Raw genomic sequence first — 22,872 nt, forward strand, 5'->3', positions numbered from 1 at the left:
TTGAAAGGAAGCAACGCCGTGAATCGAGTCTACCGTCTGGTCTTCAACCGCACGCTGGGTGTCATGCAGGTCGCCTCCGAGCTGGTCACCGCACCGCGCGGCGGCTGCGACGCGCGCGGCGGCAACACGGTGGCCACGCTGCGCCCGGTGAGCTTCGCCCTGTGGCTGGCGCTGGGCTGGGTGGGCGTGGTGCAGCCACTCTCGGCGCAGCAGTCACCCAGCGCCGGCCGCATCATCGCCGACCCCAACGCGCCCGCCGACCAGCGCCCCACCGTGGTCAGCTCGGCCAACGGCACCCCGCAGGTCAACATCACCACGCCCAGTGCGGCGGGTGTCTCGCGCAACCAGTACCAGCAGTTCGACGTTGGCGCGCAGGGCGTGATCCTCAACAACTCGCGTGGCGATACCCAGACCCAGATCGGCGGTTGGGTGCAGGGCAACCCGTGGCTGGCCACCGGCACCGCGCGCGTCATCCTCAATGAAATCAACAGCAGCAGTCCCAGCCAGCTCAACGGCTACATCGAAGTGGCCGGCGCCCGCGCGCAGGTGATCATCGCCAATCCGGCCGGCATCCAGATCGACGGCGCCGGCTTCCTCAACGCCAGCCGCGTCACCCTGACCACCGGCACGCCCATCGTCAGCAACGGTGCGCTGGAAGGCTACCGGGTTGCCGGGGGCGCCATCCGCATTGCCGGTGCCGGCCTGGATGCCAGCCGCACCGACTACACCGACATCATCACCCGCTCGCTGCAGGTCAACGCCGGCATCTGGGCCAACCAGCTGCAGGCCAGCCTGGGCAACAACGTGGTCAGCGCGGACAACACCGCCGTGACCCCGCAGGCCGCCGACAGCGGCGCCCCGGCGTTCGCCCTGGACGTGGGCGCGCTGGGTGGCATGTATGCCAACCGGATCTGGCTGGTCGGCAACGAGCAGGGCGTGGGCATGCGCAACGCCGGCAAGATCGGTGCGCAGGCCGGCGAACTGGTGGTCACCGCCGAAGGACGGCTGGAAAACACCGGCGCGCTGCACGCCCAGCAGGACACCCGCATCAAAGCCGCAGGCGGCGTGGCCAACGCCGGCACGCTCAGCGCCGAGCGCGAGCTGCGCGTGGACACCCCCGCCGACATCGACAACAGCGGCGGCACGCTCAACGCACGCCGGCTCGAACTAAACGCCGACGCGCTGCGCAACCGCGCCGGCAGCATCGAACAGGTGGGCGCGCAGGCGCTGCAGTTGAAGGGGGCCGACGTCCGCAACCTGCAGGGGCAGATCGGCACCGTTGCCACCACCACGCCAGGCGAAGGCGCCGGCAACACCGGCGGCACCGCTCCGGACAGCGGCAGCACTCCCGGCACCGCCACGGGCATCCCGACGCCCGGCACCGGCACAGGCACCGGCACCACCCCGCCGCCCGCCACGACGGTTCCCCTGGCGGCCGGCGTGCTCAACATCGCGCGCACGCTGGACAACGACGGCGGCGCCATCGACGCCACCGGCGTGCTGCAGCTCGACGCGCGCAGCAGCCTGGACAACAGTGGCGGCACGCTCGGTGTAGACACCCTGAAGGTGCAGGGCCAGGCCCTGCGCAACGTCGGCGGCACCCTGGAAGTGCAGGGCGCCACCACCGCCCGGGTAGCCACGCTGGACAACAGCGACGGGCACATGACCCTGGCCCAGGGCGCGGAGCTGCACACGCAGACACTGCTCAACCGGGGCGGCAGCCTGGCGCACGGCGGCAGCGCCGCCAGCGCCTGGACGATCGGCACGCTCGACAACCGCGATGGCAGCATCGCCAGCAACGCGGCCAGCTTCGGCTTGGGCATCGGCACCCTGGTCAACACGCGGGGCAGCATCAGCCACGCCGGCAGCGACGGCCTGCGCCTGCGCGCCGATCGCCTGGATGGCGTGGGCGGTACCCTCGCCACCGCAGGCGACCTGCTCCTGCAGCTGGGCACCGCCGACCACCGCAACGCGCAGCTGATTGCCAACCAGATCAGCCTGACCGCCGCGTCCTTCGACAACCGCGGTGGCCGCGTGCTCGCCACCGGGCAGCAGGCCAGCAGCCTGAACGTACAGGGCACCCTGGACAACGGCGACGGCGGCACCGTGGCCAGCAACGGTGACCTGCAGATCAGCGCAGCGCAACTGGGCAATGCCGGCGGCACCGTGCAGCAGGCCGGCAGCGGAAGCCTGCGCATCGATGCGGCCAACCTCCAGGGCCAAGGCGGCAGCATGCTCAGCAACGGCAGCCTGCTGCTGCAGGGCGGCACCACCAACCTGCGCGACGGCACCACCGCTGCCCAGCGCATCGACATCCATACCAACGACCTGGTCACCGCCGGCGGCTCGCTCACCTCGGCTGGCCCCGATGCGCTGAACCTGCAGGTAAGCCGCACCCTGGACAACACCGGTGGCCTGCTCGGCAGCAACGGTGCAGTGGCCATCGAGGCCACCACCCTCATCAACAACGGCGGCAAGCTGGTCGCCGCTGGCACCGCGGCAAGCACGCTGCGCGCCAGCGGCCTGCTGCAGAACCAGGGTGGCACGCTGTCCAGCAATGGCGACCTGCGCATCGACGCCGACGGCCTGCTCAATGCAGGTGGCAGCATCGATCACGCCGGCGATGGCACCCTGCAGATCACTGCCAGCACCGTGCAAGGGGGCGAAGGCAGCATCGCCAGCAACGGCCTGCTGCAGCTGCAGGCGCAGGCGCTGGATGTCCGCAAGGGCAGCACCCGCGCACGCCAGATGGACATCCGCGCCGGGTCGCTGGACAACAGCCACGGCACGTTGCTGTCGCTGGGCGAGCAGGCTCTGCAGCTGAACGTCAGCGGCGCTCTGCTCAACGATGGCGGCACCCTCAGTGCCAACGGTGCACAGCAGATCGACGCGGGCTCGCTGAGCAACCGCAGCGGCGAGCTCACCTCGGCCGGCACCGCCGACACCCGCATCGTGGTGGCGGGCACCCTGGACAACCACGCCGGCAGCCTAGCCAGCAATGCCGCAGCGCTGCAGTTGCAGGCCGGCACGCTGGTCAACGCCGACGGCGCCATCAGCCACGCCGGCAGCGGCGGGCTGTCGATCACCACCGGCCGCCTGGACGGACAGGACGGCCGCATCGGCACCGCCGGCGCGGTATCCCTCAGCGCCGGTGCGGTGGACCATCGCGGCGCCTCGCTGGCCGCCGCGCAGCTCGACCTCATCGCGCAGTCGCTGGACAACCGGGGCGGCAGCATCGTCGGCACCGGCACCGCCGCCAACACGTTGCAGGTAGCCGACACGCTGGACAACGGTGACGGCGGCAGCCTGGCCACCAATGGCGACCTGACCATCACGGCCCAGACCCTGGGCAATGCCGGCGGCACGATCCAACAGGCCGGCAGCGGCACGCTCGCCATCGAGGTGAAGACCCTGCAGGGCACGGCAGGCACGCTGCTCAGCAACGGCGCCCTGCGGTTGGAGGGAGACACCCTCGACCTTGGCAAAGGCACTACCTCGGCGCAGCAGATTGCCATCGACAGCGAACGCCTGATCACCGGCGGCGGCCAGCTCACCGCGGTGGGCACCGGGGTGCTGCAGGTGAAGGCACGCACCCTGCTGGACAACAGCGGCGGCATGCTCGGCAGCAATGGTACGGTCGACATCGCCGCCGGCAGCTTCATCAACGATCACGGCAAGCTGATCGCCGCCGGCGAAGCGACGTCGAAGATCCGCGTGGCCGATACGCTGGACAACGGCGGCGGTGCCATTTCCGGCAACGGCAGCCTGCATATCGACGCCGCGCTGCTGCGCAATGCGGGCGGCACGGTGGTCGCCAGCGACGCGCTGCAGCTGCAGGGCGAGGAACTGGACCTGCGCGACGGCGCGGTTGGCGCCACCGATATCAGCGTGCAGGCCGGCAACCTGGACAACAGCGGGGGCACCCTCAGTTCCACCGGCACCGCCGAGATGCTGCTGCAGGTGCGCGACCGCCTGGGCAACCACGGCGGCACCATCGCCGCCAACGGCGCCCAGCGCATTGATGCCGGCACGCTGTCCAACCGCGACGGCACACTGAGCTCGGCCGGTACCGCCAACAGCCAGATTACCGTCAGTGGCGAATTGGACAATGCGAAGGGCCTGATCGCCAGCAACGCCGCCGCGCTGGCCGTGAATGCCGGGAGCCTGCGCAACGTGGAAGGCACCCTCAACCATGCCGGCACCCAGGGCCTCACGTTGGGTACGGGCCAGCTGGATGGCCGCGACGGCACCATCGTCACCGCAGGCGACCTCTCCCTGACCGCCACGGACGTGGACCATCGCGGTGCCACGCTGCAGGCCGTGCAGATCGCGCTGGATGCCCGCTCCTTCGACAACCGCGGCGGCAAACTGGTGGCCACCGGCACCGGGGCCAACCGCCTCACCGTTGACGCCACGCTGGACAACGGCGAGCAGGGCGTGATCGCCAGCAATGGTGATCTGACCGTCAACGCAGCGGTGTTCGGCAACGCCGGTGGCACGGTACAACAGGCCGGCAGCGGCCTGCTCGACATCAACGCTGCCACGCTCAACGGGACAGGTGGCACGCTTGTCAGCAATGGCAGCCTGACCCTGAAGGGCGACGACATCGATCTGCGCAACGCCACCACCTCGGCGCAGCGCATCCGCATCGACAGCGGCAACCTGACCACCGCCGGTGGCAAGCTCACCGCGACCAGCACCGAGGCGCTGGTGCTGCACGCGCGCGGCCAGCTCGACAACAGCGGCGGCACCGTGGCCAGCAACGGCGCACTGGACCTGCGCGCCGCAAACCTGGTCAACGTCGCCGGCACCGTGCAGGCCGCGGGAACCGCCGCCAGCCAGCTCGCCATCGGGCAGGCCTTGGACAACCGCGACGGCAAGGTGCTGGTCAGCGGCGACCTCGACATCGCGGCGGTAAGCGTGAACAACCAGGGCGGTACCCTGCACAGCGCCGGTGCGCTCAGCGTCGGCGCCGACGGTGTGCTGGACAACAGCAACGCAGGCCTGATCGCCAGTGGCGGCGACGCATACCTGCGCGCAGGCACGCTGGACAACCGCGCCGGCAGCATCGAGCAGGCCGGCGACGGCCAGCTGCAGATCGAAACGCAGGCCCTGCACGGCGCCGGCGGCCGCATCGTCAGCAACGGCGCACTGGCGCTGCAGGGCGAAACCCTCGACCTCACTGGCGGCACCACCGCCGCGCGGGACATCCAGATCACCGCCGGCAGCCTGCAGAACGCAGGCGGCACGCTGAGTGCCACCGGCGAGCAGGCCATGGTCCTGCAGGTGCGCGACGCGCTCGGCAACAACGGCGGCACCATCGCGGCCAATGGCGCGCAGCAGATCACTGCCGGTTCGTTGTCCAACGTCGACGGCACCCTGAGCTCGGCCGGCAGCGCCAACACCCGCATCGAGGTGACCGGCCAGCTGGACAACACCCGGGGCACCGTGGCCAGCAACGCCAGCGCCCTGCACCTGCAGGCCGGTAGCCTGGTCAACACCGCCGGCAGGATCGCCCAAGCGGGCAACGGTGGCTTGACCCTGCAGACCGGCAGCCTGAGCGGCCAGCAGGGCAGCATCGCCACCGCAGGCGCCTTGATCCTGCGCGCGGGGGACGTCGATCACCGTGATGCCACCCTCAGCGCCAGCCAGCTGGACATCGTCGCCACCGGCTTCGACAACCGTGGGGGCACCGTGCTGTCCGGCGGTAGCGGCGCCAGCACGATTGCGGTGCAGGGCAGCCTGGACAATGGCAACAACGGGACCCTGGCCAGCAATGGCGATCTCCAGATCACCGCGTCCACGCTGGGCAATGCTGGCGGCACCGTGCAGCAGGCCGGGACCGGCTCGCTGGCAATCAACGCCGGTACGCTCAACGGCCAGGGCGGCAAACTGCTCAGCAATGGCAGCCTGCACCTGCAGGGCGAAAATACCGACCTGCGCAACGGCACCACCGCCGCGCAGCGCATCACCGTCCAGACCGGCAACCTGACCACGGCCGGGGGCAGCCTGACCGCGGCGGGCACGGACGTGCTTGCACTGAACGTACGCGGCCGCCTGGACAACACCGCCGGCACCCTCGCCAGCAACGGCGCGCTGGATCTGCACGCCGCCCAGTTCACCAACAACCAGGGTACCGTTCAGGCCGCCGGCACCGGCAGCAGCCAGGTGGCCATCGGCGGTGCGCTGGAGAACCGGAACGGACGCATCCTCACCGGCGGCGCTGCCACCGTCACTGCTGCCAGCGTCGACAACCGCGCCGGCATCCTGCACACCGATGGCGCGTCAGCACTGACCCTCACCGTCGACGGCCTGCTCGACAACAGCGCGCAGGGCACCATCAACGCGGGCGGCAGCGCCGACATCGATGCGCAGTCGCTGAACAACGCCGCGGGCATCCTCGCTGCCGGTACGGGGCTGCAGCTCGACACGACCACCCAGCTCAACAATGCTGGCGGCCTGATCCAGGCCGGTACCGCCCTGCAGCTGGGCACGGCCGGCATGAACAACCAGGCCGGCAGGGTCATTGCCGGCACCGTCGATCTGAACACGCACGGCCAGGCGCTGGACAACCGTGCCGGTACGGTGGCCAGCCTGACCGGCGTTACCACGCTGCATACCGGCCTGCTGGACAACAGCGGCGGCCTGCTGCAATCGGCCGGCAACCTGCGCATCGACACCGCCGGCCAGGCGCTGCTCAACACCAACGCGAACGGCAACGGCATCAACAGCAGCGGCGCGCTGGAAATCGCCAGCGGCACATTCGACAACCGCGCCGGCGCGGTATTTGGCCAGGGCGCCATCACCGTCAATGCCAGCAGCGTGGACAACTCCGACGGCGGCTCGCTGCAGGGTGCCAACGACCTCACGCTGCGCGCGCAGCAGCTGAACAACGCTGGTGGCGCCATCAGTGTCGGTCGCAATGCCGACCTACTGCTGCCCGGCGTGCTGGACAACCGCAGCGGGCTGGTGGCTGCCGCCGGCACGCTGACCGTGCAGGCCGCCAGCGTCGACAACCGCAACACCCTGAGCGGACCCAACGGCCCGGCCCTCGGCCTGCAGGGCAAGCAACTTCTGCTTACCAGCGGCAGCCTGGACAACCAGCAGGGCCAGGTGCTGGCCGACAACCTGAAAGTGCAGCTCAGCAACCAGCTCAACAACGCGGGCGGGCTTGTTTCGGCCTCGCAGACTTCCGAGATCCGCGCCGACAGCATCGCCAACGCCGGCGGTACGCTGGTGGCCGGCACCAGCCAGTTCATCCACACCCGCGAAATCACCGGAGACGGCAAGCTGCTGTCGCAGGGCGACATGACCCTGGAACTGGGCCAGAGCCACACCAATACCGGCGAGCTGGCCGCCAATGGCACGTTGACCCTCGCCATCCAGGGCAATCTGGACAACCTGGGCAAGCTGCAGGGCGCCAACGTCAACATCAGTGCCGGCAACGTCTACAACGCGGCCACCGGCGAAATCAGCTCGGTCGGCCTGACCCGGCTGGTGGCCGGCGGTGAACTGGTCAACCGCGGTCTGCTCGACGGGCGTACCACGCATATCGACGCGGGCACCCTGACCAACATCGGCACCGGCCGCATCTATGGCGATCGCATCGCCATCAATGCCGGCACGCTCAACAATGTCGCCGAGAACGTTGGCGGCGCGCAGCGCTCGGCCACCATTGCCGCGCGCCAGCGCCTGGACCTGGGCGTGGGCGTGCTGACCAACAGCGGCCAGGGCCTGATCTTCAGCGATGGCGACGCCGTGATCGGCGGCGGCCTGAACGGACTGAACGCGGTGGGCACCGCGCAGCGCATCGACAACCTCAGCTCCACCATCGAAATCGCCGGCAACCTGGACATCAACGCGCTGGCGGTCAACAACATCCGCGAAAACGTGGTGGTGCAGAGGCAGACCACGGTGCACGACACCGTGACACTGAACCAGCCGACCTGGTTCAAGAACGGCGACAACGAAGGCAGGCTGCGTGAGACCTCCAACTTCCAGCCTCTTGAAATCTACTACCTCAACCCGGCCGACATCCTGGAAGACACGGCCTACATCACGCCCGACGGCCAGCAGATCCGCAAGGCGGTCGTACGGCTGACCCCCAACACCAGCGCCTACTACTTTGCCCGCGGCGGCCTCTATGGTGCGCGCGGTGAACGTGCGCGCCTGAATGTCCAGGACGGCACGGTGGTGATCTACTACGTCGGCCGTGCAGACAACCGCAGCAACCCCGACCAGCTGGGTGCCGGAGCAGAAGATCCGTTCCATGAGCTTTCCAAACCCCAGCCGGGCAGTCCGGCGTTCCGCTACGAGTCAGACACCTTGGCATACAGCAATGCCTACGGGACGTGCACCACGAACTGCGTGCAGCTGATCACCTACCCGGACTACGACAATCCGGACGCGATGCTGATCAACATGCAGCGTCACCCCGAACGCACCAGCGGCAACGAGAAGTACCGCCTGGCCACCCGTACCACCGTGGAAGACGTGGTCGTTTCGGCCGGTGCCGATGCGGTGATCAACGCGGGTGGGCGCATCAACATCAACACCAATGCACTGCGCAACGAGTACGCCAGCATTGCTGCAGGTGGCAACCTGGAGATCCACGGCCTGACCCAGGACGCGTCGGTCATCAATACGGCCCGGAAGCTGGAGCGCACCCACTCCTTCAACAACGTCAGCGTCACCTACGGCGGCTCATCCAGCCCCTGGAGCGCAGCCCCCATTTCCGAGCAGGTCGGCGTACTGGGCGCCGGCCTCGTCGCCGGTGGCAAGCTCGTCGTCGATGTCGGCACGCTGCGAAATGAAAACAACGGCAGCGACGCGCCCAACGTCCGCGACGGCAGCAGCATGGCCAACCTCAACAACGGCGGTCCCGGTGCAGGTTCCGTCGGTCCGGGTGCCGGCGCGGTACAGGGACCCGGCCAGGCCACCGGCCAGGGCGCCGGCCCGGTGGCCGCACAGGGCCCCGGCGCAGCCACCGCAGCGCAGGGTCACAACGGCAGCGCCGTGCAGGGCCCCGGAACGACCGGTGCGCAGTTGGCCGATGCTGCCACGGCGCAGGGTCCCGGCCAGGTCGGCTCGGCCGGGCCCGGCAGCGGCACCGTCCAGGACGTGAGCGCAACCCAGGCCGCCCAGGCCACCGCCGCCGGCCCGAGCGCCGCGCAGGGCGGCAGCCATGCCGGCAGCGGCAGCAACGCCGCGCTCGACCGCAAACAGGCCGTGGCCGCCGCCGGAAATGACCCGCACGTGGTGGTGACCACCGCGCCGAACGCCAGCGCCCCCAGCGCCAGCCTGTTCAACGTGGATGCCAACCGCGGCAGCTACCTGGTCGAAACCGATCCGAAATTTGCCAACTACCGCAGCTGGCTCAGTTCCGATTACCTGCTGCAGCGCGCCGGCTATGAGCCGTCGCAGACCCAGAAGCGCCTGGGCGATGGCTTCTACGAACAGAAGCTGGTGCGCGAACAGATCGGTGAGCTCACCGGCCGTCGCTTCCTCGATGGCTACGCCAGCGATGAAGACCAGTACCGCGCGCTGCTGGAAGCCGGTGCCACCGTGGCCGGCGAATGGGGTCTGCGCCCCGGCGTGGCCCTCACTGCCGAGCAGATGGCACGCCTCACCAGCGACATCGTGTGGCTGGTGGAGCAGGACGTGACCCTGGCCGACGGCTCAACTGCCCGCGCGCTGGTGCCGCAGGTCTACCTGCGCGTGATGCCGGGCGACCTCGACCACAACGGGGCACTGCTCGCCGGTGCCGACGTGGACATCAAGCTGCGCGGCGACCTGGTCAGCAACGGCTCCATCGCCGGGCGCCAGTTGGTCAGCATCGACGCCGGCAACATCCGCAACATCGGCGGCGGACAGATCAGCGGTCAGCAGATCGGCCTGAAGGCCGCCGGCCAAATCGACATCATCGGCAGTACCGTCACCGCCACAGACGTGCTGGCGCTCAAGGCCGGCGGTGACATCACCGTGGCTTCCACCACCCACGAGTGGCAGGACAAGGGCGATCTGCTGACCCAGCACACCACCACGCTGGACCGCGTGGCCGGCCTGTACGTGACCAACACCGACGGCGCCGGCGTGCTCAGTGTCAACGCCGGCGGCAACGTGGAACTGCGTGCCGCACAGCTGGCCAACGCCGGTGCCGACGGCCTCACCGCCATCGTGGCGGGGGGCGACATCAATCTGACCGCGGTAACCCAGCAGAGCAGCGTCGCACTCACCCACGACAGCGGCAACTTCAACAAGCAGAGCCAGGTCACCCACATCGGCACCACCATCACCGGTGCCGGCGATGTGGCGCTCCGCGCGGGCAACGATCTGAACCTGGCCGCAGCGAACGTGTCGGCCGCCAATGCGCTGGTGGCGCAGGCGGGGCGTGACATCAACAGCATTGCCGTGCTGGACACGCAGAGCATCGACAGCAGCGCCAAAAGCAGGAACCATTCACGCGAGGTCAGCGCGGCTGACGCCTACGTGCTGGGCAACCAGCTGAGCGGCGGTGAAGGCGTTGCCCTGCAGGCAGGACGTGACCTGACCCTGCAGGCCACCACGGTGGCCAGCAGCGACGGCGGCGTAGTGCTGTCGGCCGGTCGCGACGTGACCCTCAGCACCGCGCAGGAGACCCATGACCTGGTGGTGGACGAGTTCACCCGCAAGAAGAAGACACTGTCCACCACGACCACCACCACCCACGACCAGAGCTCGACCAGCTATGCCGTAGGTACCACCGTGACTGGCAAGACCGTGGACATCCTTGCGGGCAACAACGTGGGCATCAGCGGCTCCACCGTGCTGGCCGACAACGACCTGCGCATCGCCGCTGCGAACAATGTCACCATCGAATCGGCGCAGGACACCTTCAACGAGGCGCACAGCTTCAACCAGAAGAAGTCCGGCATCACCGGCGGCTTCGCCAACGGCGTCGCGTCGGTGGGCTACAGCAGCGCCCGCAGCAACACCGAAAGCGCGCTGCAGTCCACCACGCAGGTGGGCTCGGCCGTGGGGTCGATGAACGGCAATGTGCAGATCAGCGCGGGCAACCAGCTGACCCTGGCCGCCTCCGACGTCGCCGCCGGGCAGGACCTGACCCTGATCGGCAAGGACATCAACCTGGTCGCGCGCCAGGACACGGTGGACACGCAGAACAGCCAGTCCAGCAAATCCAGCGGCTTCTCGATGGGCGTCACTTACGACCCCACCAAGGCCTACCGCAGCGCCCGCGATTCCACCACCGACGGCATGGCCGACAGTGGCTCGACCATGGGCGACATCACCCGCAATGCCGAAGGCACCGCCGCCGGCGTGCGTGCCGCCACGACGTCCGTAGTGGTGAGTGGGGGCAGCCAGCGTGCGAGCGGCAACCAGACCCACTCCACCAGCGACGCCCGCGTGGCCCAGCTGAGCGCGGGCGGTGACCTGACCCTGATCGCCAACGGCGGCTCGATCACCAGCCAGGGCGCGCAGATGTCGGCCGAAGGCGACGCCCTGCTGCTCGCCACCAAGGACATCGTGTTCGGCGTGGCTCACAACACCGAATCCAGTACCAACCAGAGCAGCGGCAAGGGCTGGGGCTTCGCCAACAACACCAGCGGCCTGCCGTTCGGCACCAACAACTCGCGCGGTGAGGGCACTGGCCAGAGCGACACCATCACCGGCACCCAGTTGTCGGCGGGCGGTGGCGTGCGCATGGCCACCACTGAAGGGGACATCACCCTGACCGCCGCGAACCTTGTCGCAGAGAAAGACGTGACCATATGGGCTGCCGGCAACCTCACCGTGCAGAGCGGCCAGGACACCGTGCGCAACGCCAACACTGCCGACAGCAAGGCGATCGGCACGGTGCAGATCTCCGACACCGAGAAGTTCGCCGGCTGGCACCGCCAGCAGCACGAGGACGACAGCGGCATGGTGTCGCAGGTCGCCAGCACCATCGGCAGCCTGGGTGGCAACGTCAACCTGGGCGCCGGCGGCAAGTACACCCAGATCGCCAGTAACGTGGTGGCCGCACAGGACGTGAACATCACCGCAGCCGAGATAGAGCTGCTCACCGCCGACGAGACCGGCTACAACTCCCAGAGCGACAAGGACCTGAAGATCGGGGTGTTCGCGCGGATCAAGTCGCCCTTCATTGACCTGATCAACAACGTGGATGCAGCACGCCAGTCCGACGGGCGTCTCCAGGCGATGCAGGGCATGGCTGCCGGCGCGAATGCCTACCAGGCAGGCAGCGCCATCGCTAGCGCGGCCAAGGGCGCGGGTAGCGGCGCGCTGTTCAGTGCCGAAGCCGGCATCGGCTTCAAGTCGGCCAGCAGCAGCGCAGATGGCAGCAGTACGGTCTCGCGCGGATCAACCATCCAGGGCGGTCGGAACGTCAACCTGACCAGCACCAGTGGCGACATCCACGTGGTGCAAGGCAACCTCAGCGCTGGCAACAAGCTGGCGCTGGACTCCGCGCGCGACATTCTGCTGGAAGCGGGTCAAGCGAACCTGCAGAACAGGAGCAAGAGCAACAACGCCGGTGCCGAAGTGGGGGTAGGCGTATCGGTGGGAGCACAAACCGGTGTCTATGTCTACGCGGAAGCCAGTGTCGGCAGCAGCAAGTCAAATGCCGAAAGCAACACTTGGCAGAACACGACGCTGACCGGCAGCAACATCTCGCTGAAAGCCAAGGGCGACACCACCATGCGCGGCGCGAGCGCAACCGCCGATCGGATCGACGTCAGGACCGGAGGAACGCTCACCATCGAGTCGCTCCAGGACATCGCCGAAAGCATGTCCAAGGACAGCCAGGTGGGGGGGCGTGTCCAGGTCTCCATCGGCACGGCGTGGGACGCCAGTGGCTATGCCAGCGCGGCCAAGGCGAACGGCAGTTACAAGGGTGTAGGCCAGCAGTCAGGGCTGTTCGCCGGTGACGGCGGCTACCACGTCGACGCCGGCCACGTAAATCTGGTGGGCGGTGCCATCGCCAGCACCAATGCGGCCAACAGCGAACTGAGTGCAGAGACATTCACGTTCACTGATCTCAAGAACGAGATGGATTACCGCGCCAGCTCGGCGAGCATCAGTGGTGGGTTCGGGCACAAGGCCACGGGCGAAGGCGCCAACCAGAACGCAGCCGGCCAGTTGAAGGACATCGGCAGCAATGTGGCAAACGGCAAATTCGGCAATGTGGAAGGTACCAACTTCAGCGGTGGCGTGCCGATGACCAGCAACGGCAGCGACAGCTCCAACACCTACGCCACGCTGACCGAGGGCAATATTACGATCGGCGGCAGAAAAGTCACGGCTGCCGAGCTCGGCGTGAACACCGACGCCGGCAAGGCCCATGAGGCAATCAACGCGCTGCCAGACCTCCAGAAGTTGATGAAGGAACAGCAGGCGATGTCATCAGCTGCGGGCACGGTGGTGGCCACCAGCAAGCAGATTGCGGGGGATGTCGCGGCGGCGAAGACCAAGGCGGCGACCGAAGCGTATCTGGCTTCTCTGCCCAGCAAGGAAGACAGGGACAAGTTCCTTGCGACGAGCCCTGAAGCGCAGCGAGAAATACTCTCCGCGCGTGATGACTACAAGGAGGCGCAGAAGTGGGCCACAGGCGGGGCGTACGGCCGCGCGCTTGATGCAGTGACCACTGCCATCGTGGGCAGCGTTTCCGGACAGAGCGGCGGACAGGTGGCGTCCAACGCGTTGGCACCCTACGCAGCGAACTTCATCGGCGGCCAGTTCGATCCGAACCATGGGGACAACCCGGATGCCACGTTGCAGCTCATCTCCCATGCAGTTCTCGGCGCGCTTCTGGCAGAGGCCAATGGTGGCACCGCTGCAAATGGCGCAGCTGCCGCTGCTGGTGGAGAGCTGGCCGCCAAGTTCATCATCGATCAACTGTACAAGGGCGACGTTGGAGGGTTGAGCGAACAGGACAAGCAGATGGTCCTTGCGCTCTCCCAGGCCGTGGGGGCGCTGGCCGGCAGCATGGGCGGAAACGGAATCGAAGGGGCCGCAGCCGGAGCGAACATTGCCCAGAATTCCGTCGAAAACAACTATCTGTCCGCCAAGGATGTCGAGATACTCAGCGAGAAGTTGAAGCGATGCGATGCCAAGGACGATGCATGTCGAAACGCCGTAGTGGCGGAGGCCCAGCAGCGAAGCGATGTCAACAGTGCAAAGCTGAAAGCATGTGCGACGACCCAGTGCGTTGATGCAATCATGCCAGAGCTGTTCGACGGCGCGCGTCACTTCGGTAAGCTGTACCGCGCGGACAATGCGGATGACAACGAGGAGAAGCTCGCTTTCGGCGCAATCTCGGATATTGAGACGAAGGGGTTGCTTATCGCGGCGAATATGGCTGCAGGCCTGCCGCAGTTCAATAGCGCCACGACGACCCGTGAGCAGTTCCTGCGCAACGTAGACGCTTCTGCGTATACGCCAGGCACGCCGGGAACCAAGTTCCAGCAGATCTTTGATGGGTACGAGTGGGCATTCGGGACCACTAAGCAGCCCCATGAGTACTCAACTACCTCCAACGCATGCATGGGACAGCCATTCAGTACCTGCGGAACGCCTGCCTCGCAGTTTGATGCGCTGAGGCGATATGCCGGGCCCGGCACAGACGGCAAAGGCCTGGCGAGCAATGGCGTGGTCAGCTACCTGTCAATCATGGGCCTTTCTCTGGGATACGTGACTCACCTCATCGATCCCAGCACCAGTAGCCTGATCAACATCACTGTTCCCGGTGCTCACGCCCTGGATCCAGGATTCGTCATCCGGCAAATCATTCCGACCGGAAACGGTGGTTTCAACGTGGAGACCACGGGCTGGGGAACGGGTTCGAGTCCAATGTTCAACTCGAACAGCTGGGCGGATGACCAGGTTTGGGGGCCGAATACAGATAAGATCGGCTCTGAGGTCAACTCCTACAAGCTGCCGTGGTTGCCGGGCGCACCGCCCGCCAAGTGCTGGCCGTCCATAATCGATGGAAAGAAAGTTGAGGTTTGTCAATGAGTGCTTGGAACCTGCCTGCCAGGATGCTTGCAGTGCCACTGAGCACTGCAGTGGCCAGTTGCATGTTCTTTCTGATCCCTGTCATGTCCTCGAGCGGAACGTCTGTGCATGGTGCACTGCCTGTGTTGGGCATTTTCCTGATCATAGGTGCCATCATTGGCTTGATCGTGGGATGTCCACTTGTCTTGCTGGTCGACGGCATTTTCCCCAGATGGCCCCCCAGGTACATCGTTTTTGGAGCTGCCGGGGCTTTGGTGGGCTGGCTAGTCCTGGAGGGTGGGTTCGCGCGCGGTGCCTGGGAAGCAATTTGGTCCAATCCGAAATTCTGGGTTGACTGGGCACCCAGGCGACTCATCCTCTTCTCGCTCATCGGCGTAATGAGCGGCCTTCTTTACACCGCGTTTGTCTGGTTCATTGATCGCGCAATCCCTCGTGACACCAGGTAGCTCGTAGAATGCGCCTTGCGCAGCCGCTGGCCACGTGGCTGCCCTCCCCGATCCAAAACGTGCGCAACCCGGTGAGCATCGTGTTGCACTACGATTTCTGCCTCGCCACGACTATCCATCCTTTCAGGCAGCCGAATGAAGAGCCTGATCAACATCGTCTACTACGTCGGTTGGATCGTTTGCGCGGCGCTGTTCCATGCGGTGGCCTATAACAGATACACGTCTGGAGCCCTCGGCCTGTTTGACGTCTACGATCTGAACCCGGAGCGTGCGCTGCAGGTTGTTCAGGCAGGCGTGGTGGTGCTGTTGATCCAGACAATGGCGATCATCATCAGGATCACCGATTGGAGGAGGGCGCGAATCCTTGAGATTGCACTGGCCCTCCTTGCATGGCTGCCATTCCTCTACAACCTGTCGTTCGTTCGGGGTTGAGAAGGAAGAAAGTTCAGGGCCACGGGGAACGCACGGCGTCGTTCATCACCCGCGCAGGCACGTGGACACCGAATCTGTGCGGGTGAGACTTCGCGATCCAGGACTCGCATCCTCGTCGTGAGGCCAGGACCCGCGCAACCCGCTCTCGAATCAAGCACAATCGGGTGATGCGCCAAGTCCGCCACCCGCTCGTGCTGCTCGCCACCCTCCTGCTTGCCGCGTGCGCCAGCACCGACGTGCGCAGCCCGCTCGCCACGTGGGTGCCTTCGCCAAACCACAACGTGCGCAACCCGGTCATCATCGTGCTGCACCACACGGACCAGGACAGCGTGCAACAGAGCCTGTACACCCTGCGTACCGCCAACAGCGGTGGCAAGGTCAGTGCGCATTACCTGGTGGGCTCGGATGGCCGCCTCTACCAGCTGGTGGCCGACAACCGCCGTGCCTGGCATGCCGGCGGCGGCCGCTGGGGCACCATCACCGACCTCAACTCCGCGTCGATCGGCATCGAGATCGACAACGACGGCAGCAGTCCATTTGCCGCGGACCAGATCGCCGCGTTGATCCGCCTGCTGGACGATCTGTGCACCCGTCTGAACATCCCGCGCACCCAGATCATCGCCCACGCCGATCTGGCACCGGCCCGCAAGCAGGACCCCAGCCGCTACTTCCCGTGGCAGCAGCTGGCCGAAGCAGGTTTCGGCGTCTGGCCCCGCGCCAGTGACGGCCCGGCGCCGGAGGGCTTCGACCCGTGGCTGGCCCTGCAGGCGTTCGGCTACCCGCTTGACGACCGCGCCGCCGCCGCCGGCGCCTTCCACCGCCGTTTCCGTGGCCGCGACGACCTGCCGCCCACGCTCGACGTCGATGACGCCCGCATCCTGCATTCGCTGCTCCTGCAGCGGTAGAGCGGCCGGTTGGTCAGCTGCTTCAGCAACCCCCTACAATCAATCGCTGATACCGCCCAGAACGAGCATCCATGAAGGCCAAGCGCATCACCGCTGCAATCAGGCACCCTGCCTTGACCCTTCTAGGTCTGTCCCTGCTGACCGCCTGCAGCGTCAGCACTCCCAAGTCCGATGCGCCGCCGTCTGCAAGTCCCGCCACCTACGCAAAGGCGGACTGGAAAGCGCTCCCCGCCGTCAGCGACAGCGACCTGCAGGCCGGCTTCAGCGCCTGGCGCAGCGCCTGCCCGCGGCTGAAGAGCGACGCCACCTGGGCGCCCACCTGCGTGGCGGCTGCCAACATCGCCAACACCCCAACGGCCATCCGCCAGTTCCTGCAGGACCATCTGGAGGTCTATTCGCTGCGTGCCGGTGGCCACCGCGCCGATGGGCTGATCACCGGCTACTACGAGCCGGTGTACAGCGGCAGCCTCATCCGCACTGCCAGGACGTCCGTACCGGTCTACGGCGTGCCGACCGACATGGTCAGCGTGCAGCTCGATGACCTGTACCCGGAACTCAAAGGCAAGCGCCTGCGCGGCCGCGTGGAAGGCCGCGTGCTTCGCCCCTACGACGACGCAGCAAAGATCTTCGCCAAGGGCGTCAACGCGCCCGTGCTGGCCTGGCTGTCCAACCCGATGGACCTGCAGTTCCTGCAGATACAGGGTTCGGGCCGGATCCGCCTGGACGACGGCCGCCAGCTGCGCATCGCGTACGCCGACCAGAACGGCCATCCCTACCGCCCGATCGGCCGCTGGCTGGTGGAGCAGGGTGAGCTGAAGAAGGAAGACGTCACCATGGACGCGATCCGCGCCTGGGCCGATGCGCACCCGCAGCGCGTGACCGAGCTGCTGGCCAGCAACCCCAGCTATGTGTTTTTCACCAAGGGGCCGGACGGCGACGAAGGTCCACGCGGCTCGTTGAACGTGCCACTTACCGCCGGCTACAGCGTGGCGGTGGACCGCACCGTGGTGCCACTGGGCAGCCTGCTGTGGCTGTCCACCACGCGCCCGGATGGCCGCCCGGTGGTGCGCCCGGTGGCCGCGCAGGACACCGGCGGCGCAATCGCCGGCGAAGTCCGCGCCGACCTGTACTGGGGCACGGGCGACGCCGCCGGCAAGCTGGCGGGGGACATGAAGCAGAAGGGCAACCTGTGGCTGCTGTGGCCGAAGGGTGCAGCACTGCCCCACACTCCCGTCGGCCGCTGAGGACACCCACATGGCACTTTGGTACCTGGTGGTCGGCGTGATGGTCCTGGAGATCGTGCTGCAACTGGCTTGGAGCCCGTTCTACTTCCGAACGGGCATCCGCCTGTTCAACGAGCGGATTCCCGCCACCGCGGAGATGCGCCACCGACTGGTGCTGAACTGCCTGGAGCGCGACGTGGCCACGTCGGACTGGATGCCGATGGTATTCCGTCCACTGCCGGATGGCCGCATGGCATTCCGCGAAAGCTTCTTCACCAGCTTCACCGGGCGCTACTACCCGGTAATGCGCGGCCTGGTGGTGGTGGACGCCAGGCGCAACCAGGTACGGGTGGAAGGTATCTGCAACTGGATGACCTTGGCCATTGCGGTGCTGTGCGTGGCCATGCCGATGGTGGCCGCCTCCACCTGGCCGATGCTGATGATGCTGGGGTTGTTCGTGTACTGCTACTTCATCCAGCGCCGCCGCTACCACGCGGTTGCCGAGGCCCTGCGCGAACAGATGCGTATCGAGCTGCCGGAAGCGATCATGGCGTTGAGGCGCCGCACCCAGTAGAACTACTGCGCCCGGCGCAGTGATTCTGCGCAGGTAGCCGCCGCGCGCGAGGGCTAGCATTCCAGCTTCAAGCCCCCTCGAGTCATATCCATGCACGAAGGACTGCTCAAAAGCTGGAACGCCGGCGCCACGCGCCAGGCCATCATCGCCTTCGTCGCACGGGTAACCCTGGAGGACGGCCCCGACTACGTGCCGCCGGCCGCACGGATCGCTGTGTTCGACAACGACGGCTGCCTGTGGTGCGAGAAGCCCATGCCGATCCAGGCCGACTTCCTGTTGCGCCGCATTGCCGAACAGGCTGAAGCAGACCCGTCGCTACGCGACCGGCAACCCTGGAAAGCCCTTCATGAAATGGACCAGGAGTGGCTGGGCGATGTCATCACCAAGCATTACGAAGGCGATGACACCACGCTCAAGGAAATGGCGGCCGGCCTGCTTTCGGCCTATGCCGAAGATGACGTGGAGTCGTTCGCCAGCAAGGCCGACCAGTTCCTGCGCAGCGCGGAGAACCCGGTGCTGAAACGCCCCTACCTGAAAACCGCCTACGCGCCCATGCGCGAGCTGCTGCAGTACCTGGAAGCCAATCAATTCACCAACTACATCGTGTCCGGTGGCGGACGCGATTTCATGCGGCCGATCACCCGCGAGCTGTACGGCGTTCCGCCCGAGCGCGTGGTCGGCACCACCGTCGCGCTGCAGTACCGCGAAGAAGACGGCATCGGCAAGGTGGTCCACACCTCGAAACTGGAGGTGTTCGATGATGGCCCCAACAAAGTGGTACGGATCTGGAGCCGGATTGGCGCGCGCCCGATCTTCGCTGCCGGCAACTCCAATGGCGACATCCAGATGCTGCAGTTCGCCACGCAGGGAAAGGGCGCCTCGCTGGCGTTGCTGGTTACCCACGATGATGACGAGCGGGAAATTGCGTATACCTCGGGCGCCCAGAAGTCGGTGGCGCTGGCGAAGGAGCGCGGGTGGCCGCTGGTCAGTGTCCGGGAGGACTGGGCGAAGGTGTTCGTGGATTAGCGGCGGGCTGCGTGGCTGCGTGGTGCCGGACGGAAGGGGAAATAGACCCTCGTTTTGCACTACATTGGTGCAATGACCCCCGCACCACCGTCTCCGTCCCTCGAAGTCCTTGGCACCCCGGTCGCCTGGGCCGATGCCGAAGGCCGCGTCGCCGGCTGCAACCCGGCCTTTGCGCGCTGGCTGGGGGTAAGCGTGCGGCGCCTGCTCGGCCAGCCGCTGGCCTCGCTGGAGGTGCAGGGCGAGGCGCTGGCGCACTTCCTGGCGCGCGGCGAGCGCGACACCCTGCGCCTGCACCGGTTGGCGCTGGCCCTGCCCGGCGAGGCCCCGCGCTTTGCCGAAGGCTGGCTGAGCCGGCATGAGGAAGATGGCTGGCTGCTGGAAGCGCACCCGGTGGATGAATTCCCCGGGCTGGACCCGACCCAGGCCCTGCCCAGCGCCCTCAGTGCCGCCCTCAAAGGCCTGGCCCACGAGCTGCGCAACCCGCTGGCCGGCCTCAAGGGCGCGGCCCAGCTGCTGGCCCGTCGCAGCGCCCAGCGCGACCCGGAAGAGCGCGAGCTGATCGAGCTGATCGGCTCGGAGATCGAACGGCTGAACGGGCTGCTGGAACAGTTGTTGTCGCCGGCTCCGGCCGCGCCGCATGCGCCCCTCAACATCCACGCCTCTCTGGAGCGCGTGCTGCGCTTGGCCGAGAGCGAAGGCGGCTGGGCGGTGCGCCTGCAGCGCGATTACGACCCCAGCATTCCCGAATTCGACGGCGACGCCGACCGTCTCACCCAAGCGATATGGAACCTGGTGCGCAATGCGATCCAGGCCGGGGCGGGTACCGTCACCCTGCGCACCCGGGTGGAACATGGCGTGCGCATCGGCGACCAGCTGCAGCCGATGGCGCTGCGCCTGGAGATCGCCGATGACGGCCGTGGCGTGCCCGAAACGCTGGCCGAGCACCTGTTCCTGCCGTTGGTCAGCGGCCGCGCCGAAGGCACCGGGCTGGGCCTGGCGCTGGCCCAGCAGGTGGCACGGGAACACCGCGGCACGCTGACCTACCGCTCGCGCCCGGGGCATACCGTATTCACCGTGCATCTGCCGATCGGGCAGGGCACCCCCGCTGCCGAGGAGACCGCGCATGGCGGATGACAGCCAGGCCACCGCCCAGCGTGTCTGGGTGGTGGATGACGACCGCGCGGTACGTTTCGTGCTGTGCACCGCGCTGCGCGATGCGGGCTATGCGGTGGAAGGCTTCGATGGCGCGGCGGCGGCCTTGGAGATGCTCTCCGGCCAACCCGCCCCGGACCTGTTGTTCACCGATGTGCGCATGCCGGGCGATGATGGCTTGGTGCTGCTGGACAAGCTCAAGGCCGCGCACCCGCAACTGCCGGTGATCGTGATGTCGGCCTATACCGATGTGGCCAGCACCGCCGGTGCGTTCCGTGGCGGCGCGCAGGAATTCCTGTCCAAGCCGTTCGATCTGGACGATGCGGTGGCCCTGGCCCAGCGCGTGCTGCCGGAGCCGGACACCACCCTGGTCGAGCCCAGCCTCCCGTCAGTGGAGCCCGCGCCTGACCAGCGCCCGCAGCTGGTCGGCGACACGCCGGCCATGCGCGCGCTGTTCCGCGCCATCGGCCGCCTCGCGCAGGCGCCGCTGTCGGTGTTGATCAACGGCGAAACCGGCACCGGCAAGGAACTGGTGGCGCATGCGCTGCACCACGAATCGCCGCGCGTGCAGGGCCCGTTCGTGGCGCTCAACACCGCCGCCATTCCGTCCGAACTGCTGGAAAGCGAGCTGTTCGGCCATGAAGCCGGCGCATTCACCGGCGCGCAGCGCCGCCATGTAGGCCGCTTCGAGCAGGCCAATGGCGGCACGCTGTTCCTGGATGAAATCGGGGACATGCCGCTGCCGTTGCAGACCCGCCTGCTGCGCGTGCTGGCCGAAGGCGAGTTCTTCCGTGTGGGTGGCCGCGAATTGATCCGGGTGGATGTGCGCGTGATCGCCGCCACCCACCAGGACCTGGAAACGCTGGTGGCGCAGGGCCGCTTCCGCGCCGACCTGCTGCACCGGCTGGACGTGGTGCGGCTGCGCCTGCCGCCGCTGCGCGAGCGCCGCGATGACGTCGCCCAGCTGGCCGACACCTTCCTGGCCGCCGCCGCGCGCAAGCTGGATACGCCGCCCAAACGGCTCACCGCCGCTGCGCTGCAGGCGCTGCGCGAGCACGACTGGCCGGGCAACGTGCGCGAGCTGGAAAACGTGTGCTGGCGCATGGCCGCACTGGCCGCATCCGACACCATCGGCGTGGCCGATGTGGACAGCGCGCTGCACCGCGGTGCCGGGCCGCGCACCCGCGCGCAGGGCGATCCCAGCCAGTGGGAAGCCATGCTGTCTGCATGGGCGCGTCAGCGCCTGGCCGAGGGCGCCGAAGGCCTGCATGCGCAGGTGCGCGACCGGGTGGACCAGGCGTTGCTGGAGGCGGCCCTGCAGATCACCCACGGCCGCCGTGCCGAAGCCGCCGCGCGCCTGGGCATGGGCCGCAACACGCTGACCCGCAAGCTCGGCGCCGGGCGCCGGCGCGGCGGATGAATCCCTGTTCATGGCATGTAAGCACCGCGTCGCGGTGCCTTTCATGGTCCGTGGACGACCATGACGTTAGTTTGCACAGAAGGAGTTCCACATGCGTCGTTCCCACCTCGCCCTGCTGATCCCGTCACTGCTGGTGTTGGCCGCCTGTGGTTCCGCGCCCGAGCAGCGCAGCGCGCCGGTGCCGGCCGTACCGGTGGTGAGCACCGCCAAGCTGGCCGAAGCCAACCTGGCGCCTGCCTCGGCAAGTATTGTCAGCGGCCGTCTGGTGCTGGTGCCCGATGCGCAGGGCGTGCATATCACCGGCACCATCGGTGGGCTGCAGCCGTTGCAGACCGCCGCGTTCCACGTGCATGAGCGCGGTGACTGCAGTGCCGTTGACGCCAGCAGCGCGGGGGCGCATTTCAACCCGTTCAACCAGCCGCATGGCCGCAACAGCGCTGGGGCACATCACATTGGCGACATGGACAACCTGCGCGCCGACGCGCAGGGCCGGGTCAGCGTCGATGTACGCCTGCCAGCGGTTACCCTCGGCGGCGGTGCAGCCACCGACATCGTTGGCCGTGCGCTGGTGGTTCATGCCAACGCCGACGATTACCGCAGCCAGCCGGCAGGTAACGCCGGCGCCCGAATCGCCTGCGGCGTCATCCGGGTCACGCGCTGAACGCGCTGTCCAATGACGTCG

At 67.4% G+C, this 22,872-nt stretch carries 9 protein-coding genes; all 9 read left to right on the forward strand.

Translation table 11 applies throughout. The features are described 5' to 3' along the window. Window positions 1–18 precede the first annotated feature (18 nt). The 9 genes from BAY15_RS19055 to BAY15_RS01310 all read left to right on the forward strand — a co-directional run bounded on the left by BAY15_RS19055 (window position 19) and on the right by BAY15_RS01310 (window position 22,851). The gene (locus tag BAY15_RS19055; protein ID WP_157771660.1) at window positions 19–15,012 is read left to right on the forward strand and encodes a hemagglutinin repeat-containing protein; all 14,994 of its coding nucleotides are present in this window, start codon (window positions 19–21) and stop codon (window positions 15,010–15,012) included. A 581-nt stretch (window positions 15,013–15,593) separates the two neighbouring features. Further along, a complete protein-coding gene (locus BAY15_RS01275) occupies window positions 15,594–15,890 on the forward strand; it encodes a hypothetical protein (protein WP_068848246.1) in 297 nt (98 codons plus the stop codon). A 167-nt stretch (window positions 15,891–16,057) separates the two neighbouring features. Next, window positions 16,058–16,795 carry an N-acetylmuramoyl-L-alanine amidase gene (locus BAY15_RS01280; protein WP_068848248.1) on the forward strand — a complete coding sequence of 246 codons (738 nt, stop codon included), beginning with the start codon at window positions 16,058–16,060 and terminating at the stop codon, window positions 16,793–16,795. 71 nt (window positions 16,796–16,866) lie between these two features. Next, window positions 16,867–18,039, forward strand: a complete 1,173-nt coding sequence (gene mltA / locus BAY15_RS01285; RefSeq protein ID WP_068848249.1) for a murein transglycosylase A — start codon at window positions 16,867–16,869, stop codon at window positions 18,037–18,039. Between the two features lie 10 nt (window positions 18,040–18,049). Further along, window positions 18,050–18,592, forward strand: coding sequence for a hypothetical protein (locus tag BAY15_RS01290; protein WP_068848251.1), 543 nt, complete (start codon window positions 18,050–18,052; stop codon window positions 18,590–18,592). Window positions 18,593–18,682: 90 nt separating this feature from the next. After that, window positions 18,683–19,618, forward strand: coding sequence for an HAD family hydrolase (locus BAY15_RS01295; protein ID WP_208856120.1), 936 nt, complete (start codon window positions 18,683–18,685; stop codon window positions 19,616–19,618). 72 nt (window positions 19,619–19,690) lie between these two features. Then, window positions 19,691–20,752 (forward strand): two-component system sensor histidine kinase NtrB, encoded by a 1,062-nt coding sequence (locus tag BAY15_RS01300; protein ID WP_068848254.1) that lies wholly within the window; start codon window positions 19,691–19,693, stop codon window positions 20,750–20,752. Then, window positions 20,742–22,190 (forward strand): nitrogen regulation protein NR(I), encoded by a 1,449-nt coding sequence (gene ntrC, locus BAY15_RS01305; RefSeq protein ID WP_068848256.1) that lies wholly within the window; start codon window positions 20,742–20,744, stop codon window positions 22,188–22,190. Before BAY15_RS01300 ends, ntrC begins: the two co-directional genes overlap by 11 nt. 91 nt (window positions 22,191–22,281) lie before the next feature. Beyond that, a complete protein-coding gene (locus tag BAY15_RS01310) occupies window positions 22,282–22,851 on the forward strand; it encodes a superoxide dismutase family protein (RefSeq protein WP_068848258.1) in 570 nt (189 codons plus the stop codon). Window positions 22,852–22,872 lie beyond the last annotated feature (21 nt).

Origin of the sequence: Stenotrophomonas rhizophila (assembly GCF_001704155.1) — a bacterium.
Lineage (GTDB): Bacteria > Pseudomonadota > Gammaproteobacteria > Xanthomonadales > Xanthomonadaceae > Stenotrophomonas > Stenotrophomonas rhizophila_A.

Bases quoted from the DNA above. Each gene is read 5' to 3' on its own strand.
- BAY15_RS01275 (WP_068848246.1), top strand. From the start codon at position 15,594: ATGAAGAGCCTGATCAACATCGTCTACTACGTCGGTTGGATCGTTTGC.
- BAY15_RS01280 (WP_068848248.1), top strand. From the start codon at position 16,058: ATGCGCCAAGTCCGCCACCCGCTCGTGCTGCTCGCCACCCTCCTGCTT.
- mltA (WP_068848249.1), top strand. From the start codon at position 16,867: ATGAAGGCCAAGCGCATCACCGCTGCAATCAGGCACCCTGCCTTGACC.
- BAY15_RS01290 (WP_068848251.1), top strand. From the start codon at position 18,050: ATGGCACTTTGGTACCTGGTGGTCGGCGTGATGGTCCTGGAGATCGTG.
- BAY15_RS01295 (WP_208856120.1), top strand. From the start codon at position 18,683: ATGCACGAAGGACTGCTCAAAAGCTGGAACGCCGGCGCCACGCGCCAG.
- BAY15_RS01300 (WP_068848254.1), top strand. From the start codon at position 19,691: ATGACCCCCGCACCACCGTCTCCGTCCCTCGAAGTCCTTGGCACCCCG.
- ntrC (WP_068848256.1), top strand. From the start codon at position 20,742: ATGGCGGATGACAGCCAGGCCACCGCCCAGCGTGTCTGGGTGGTGGAT.
- BAY15_RS01310 (WP_068848258.1), top strand. From the start codon at position 22,282: ATGCGTCGTTCCCACCTCGCCCTGCTGATCCCGTCACTGCTGGTGTTG.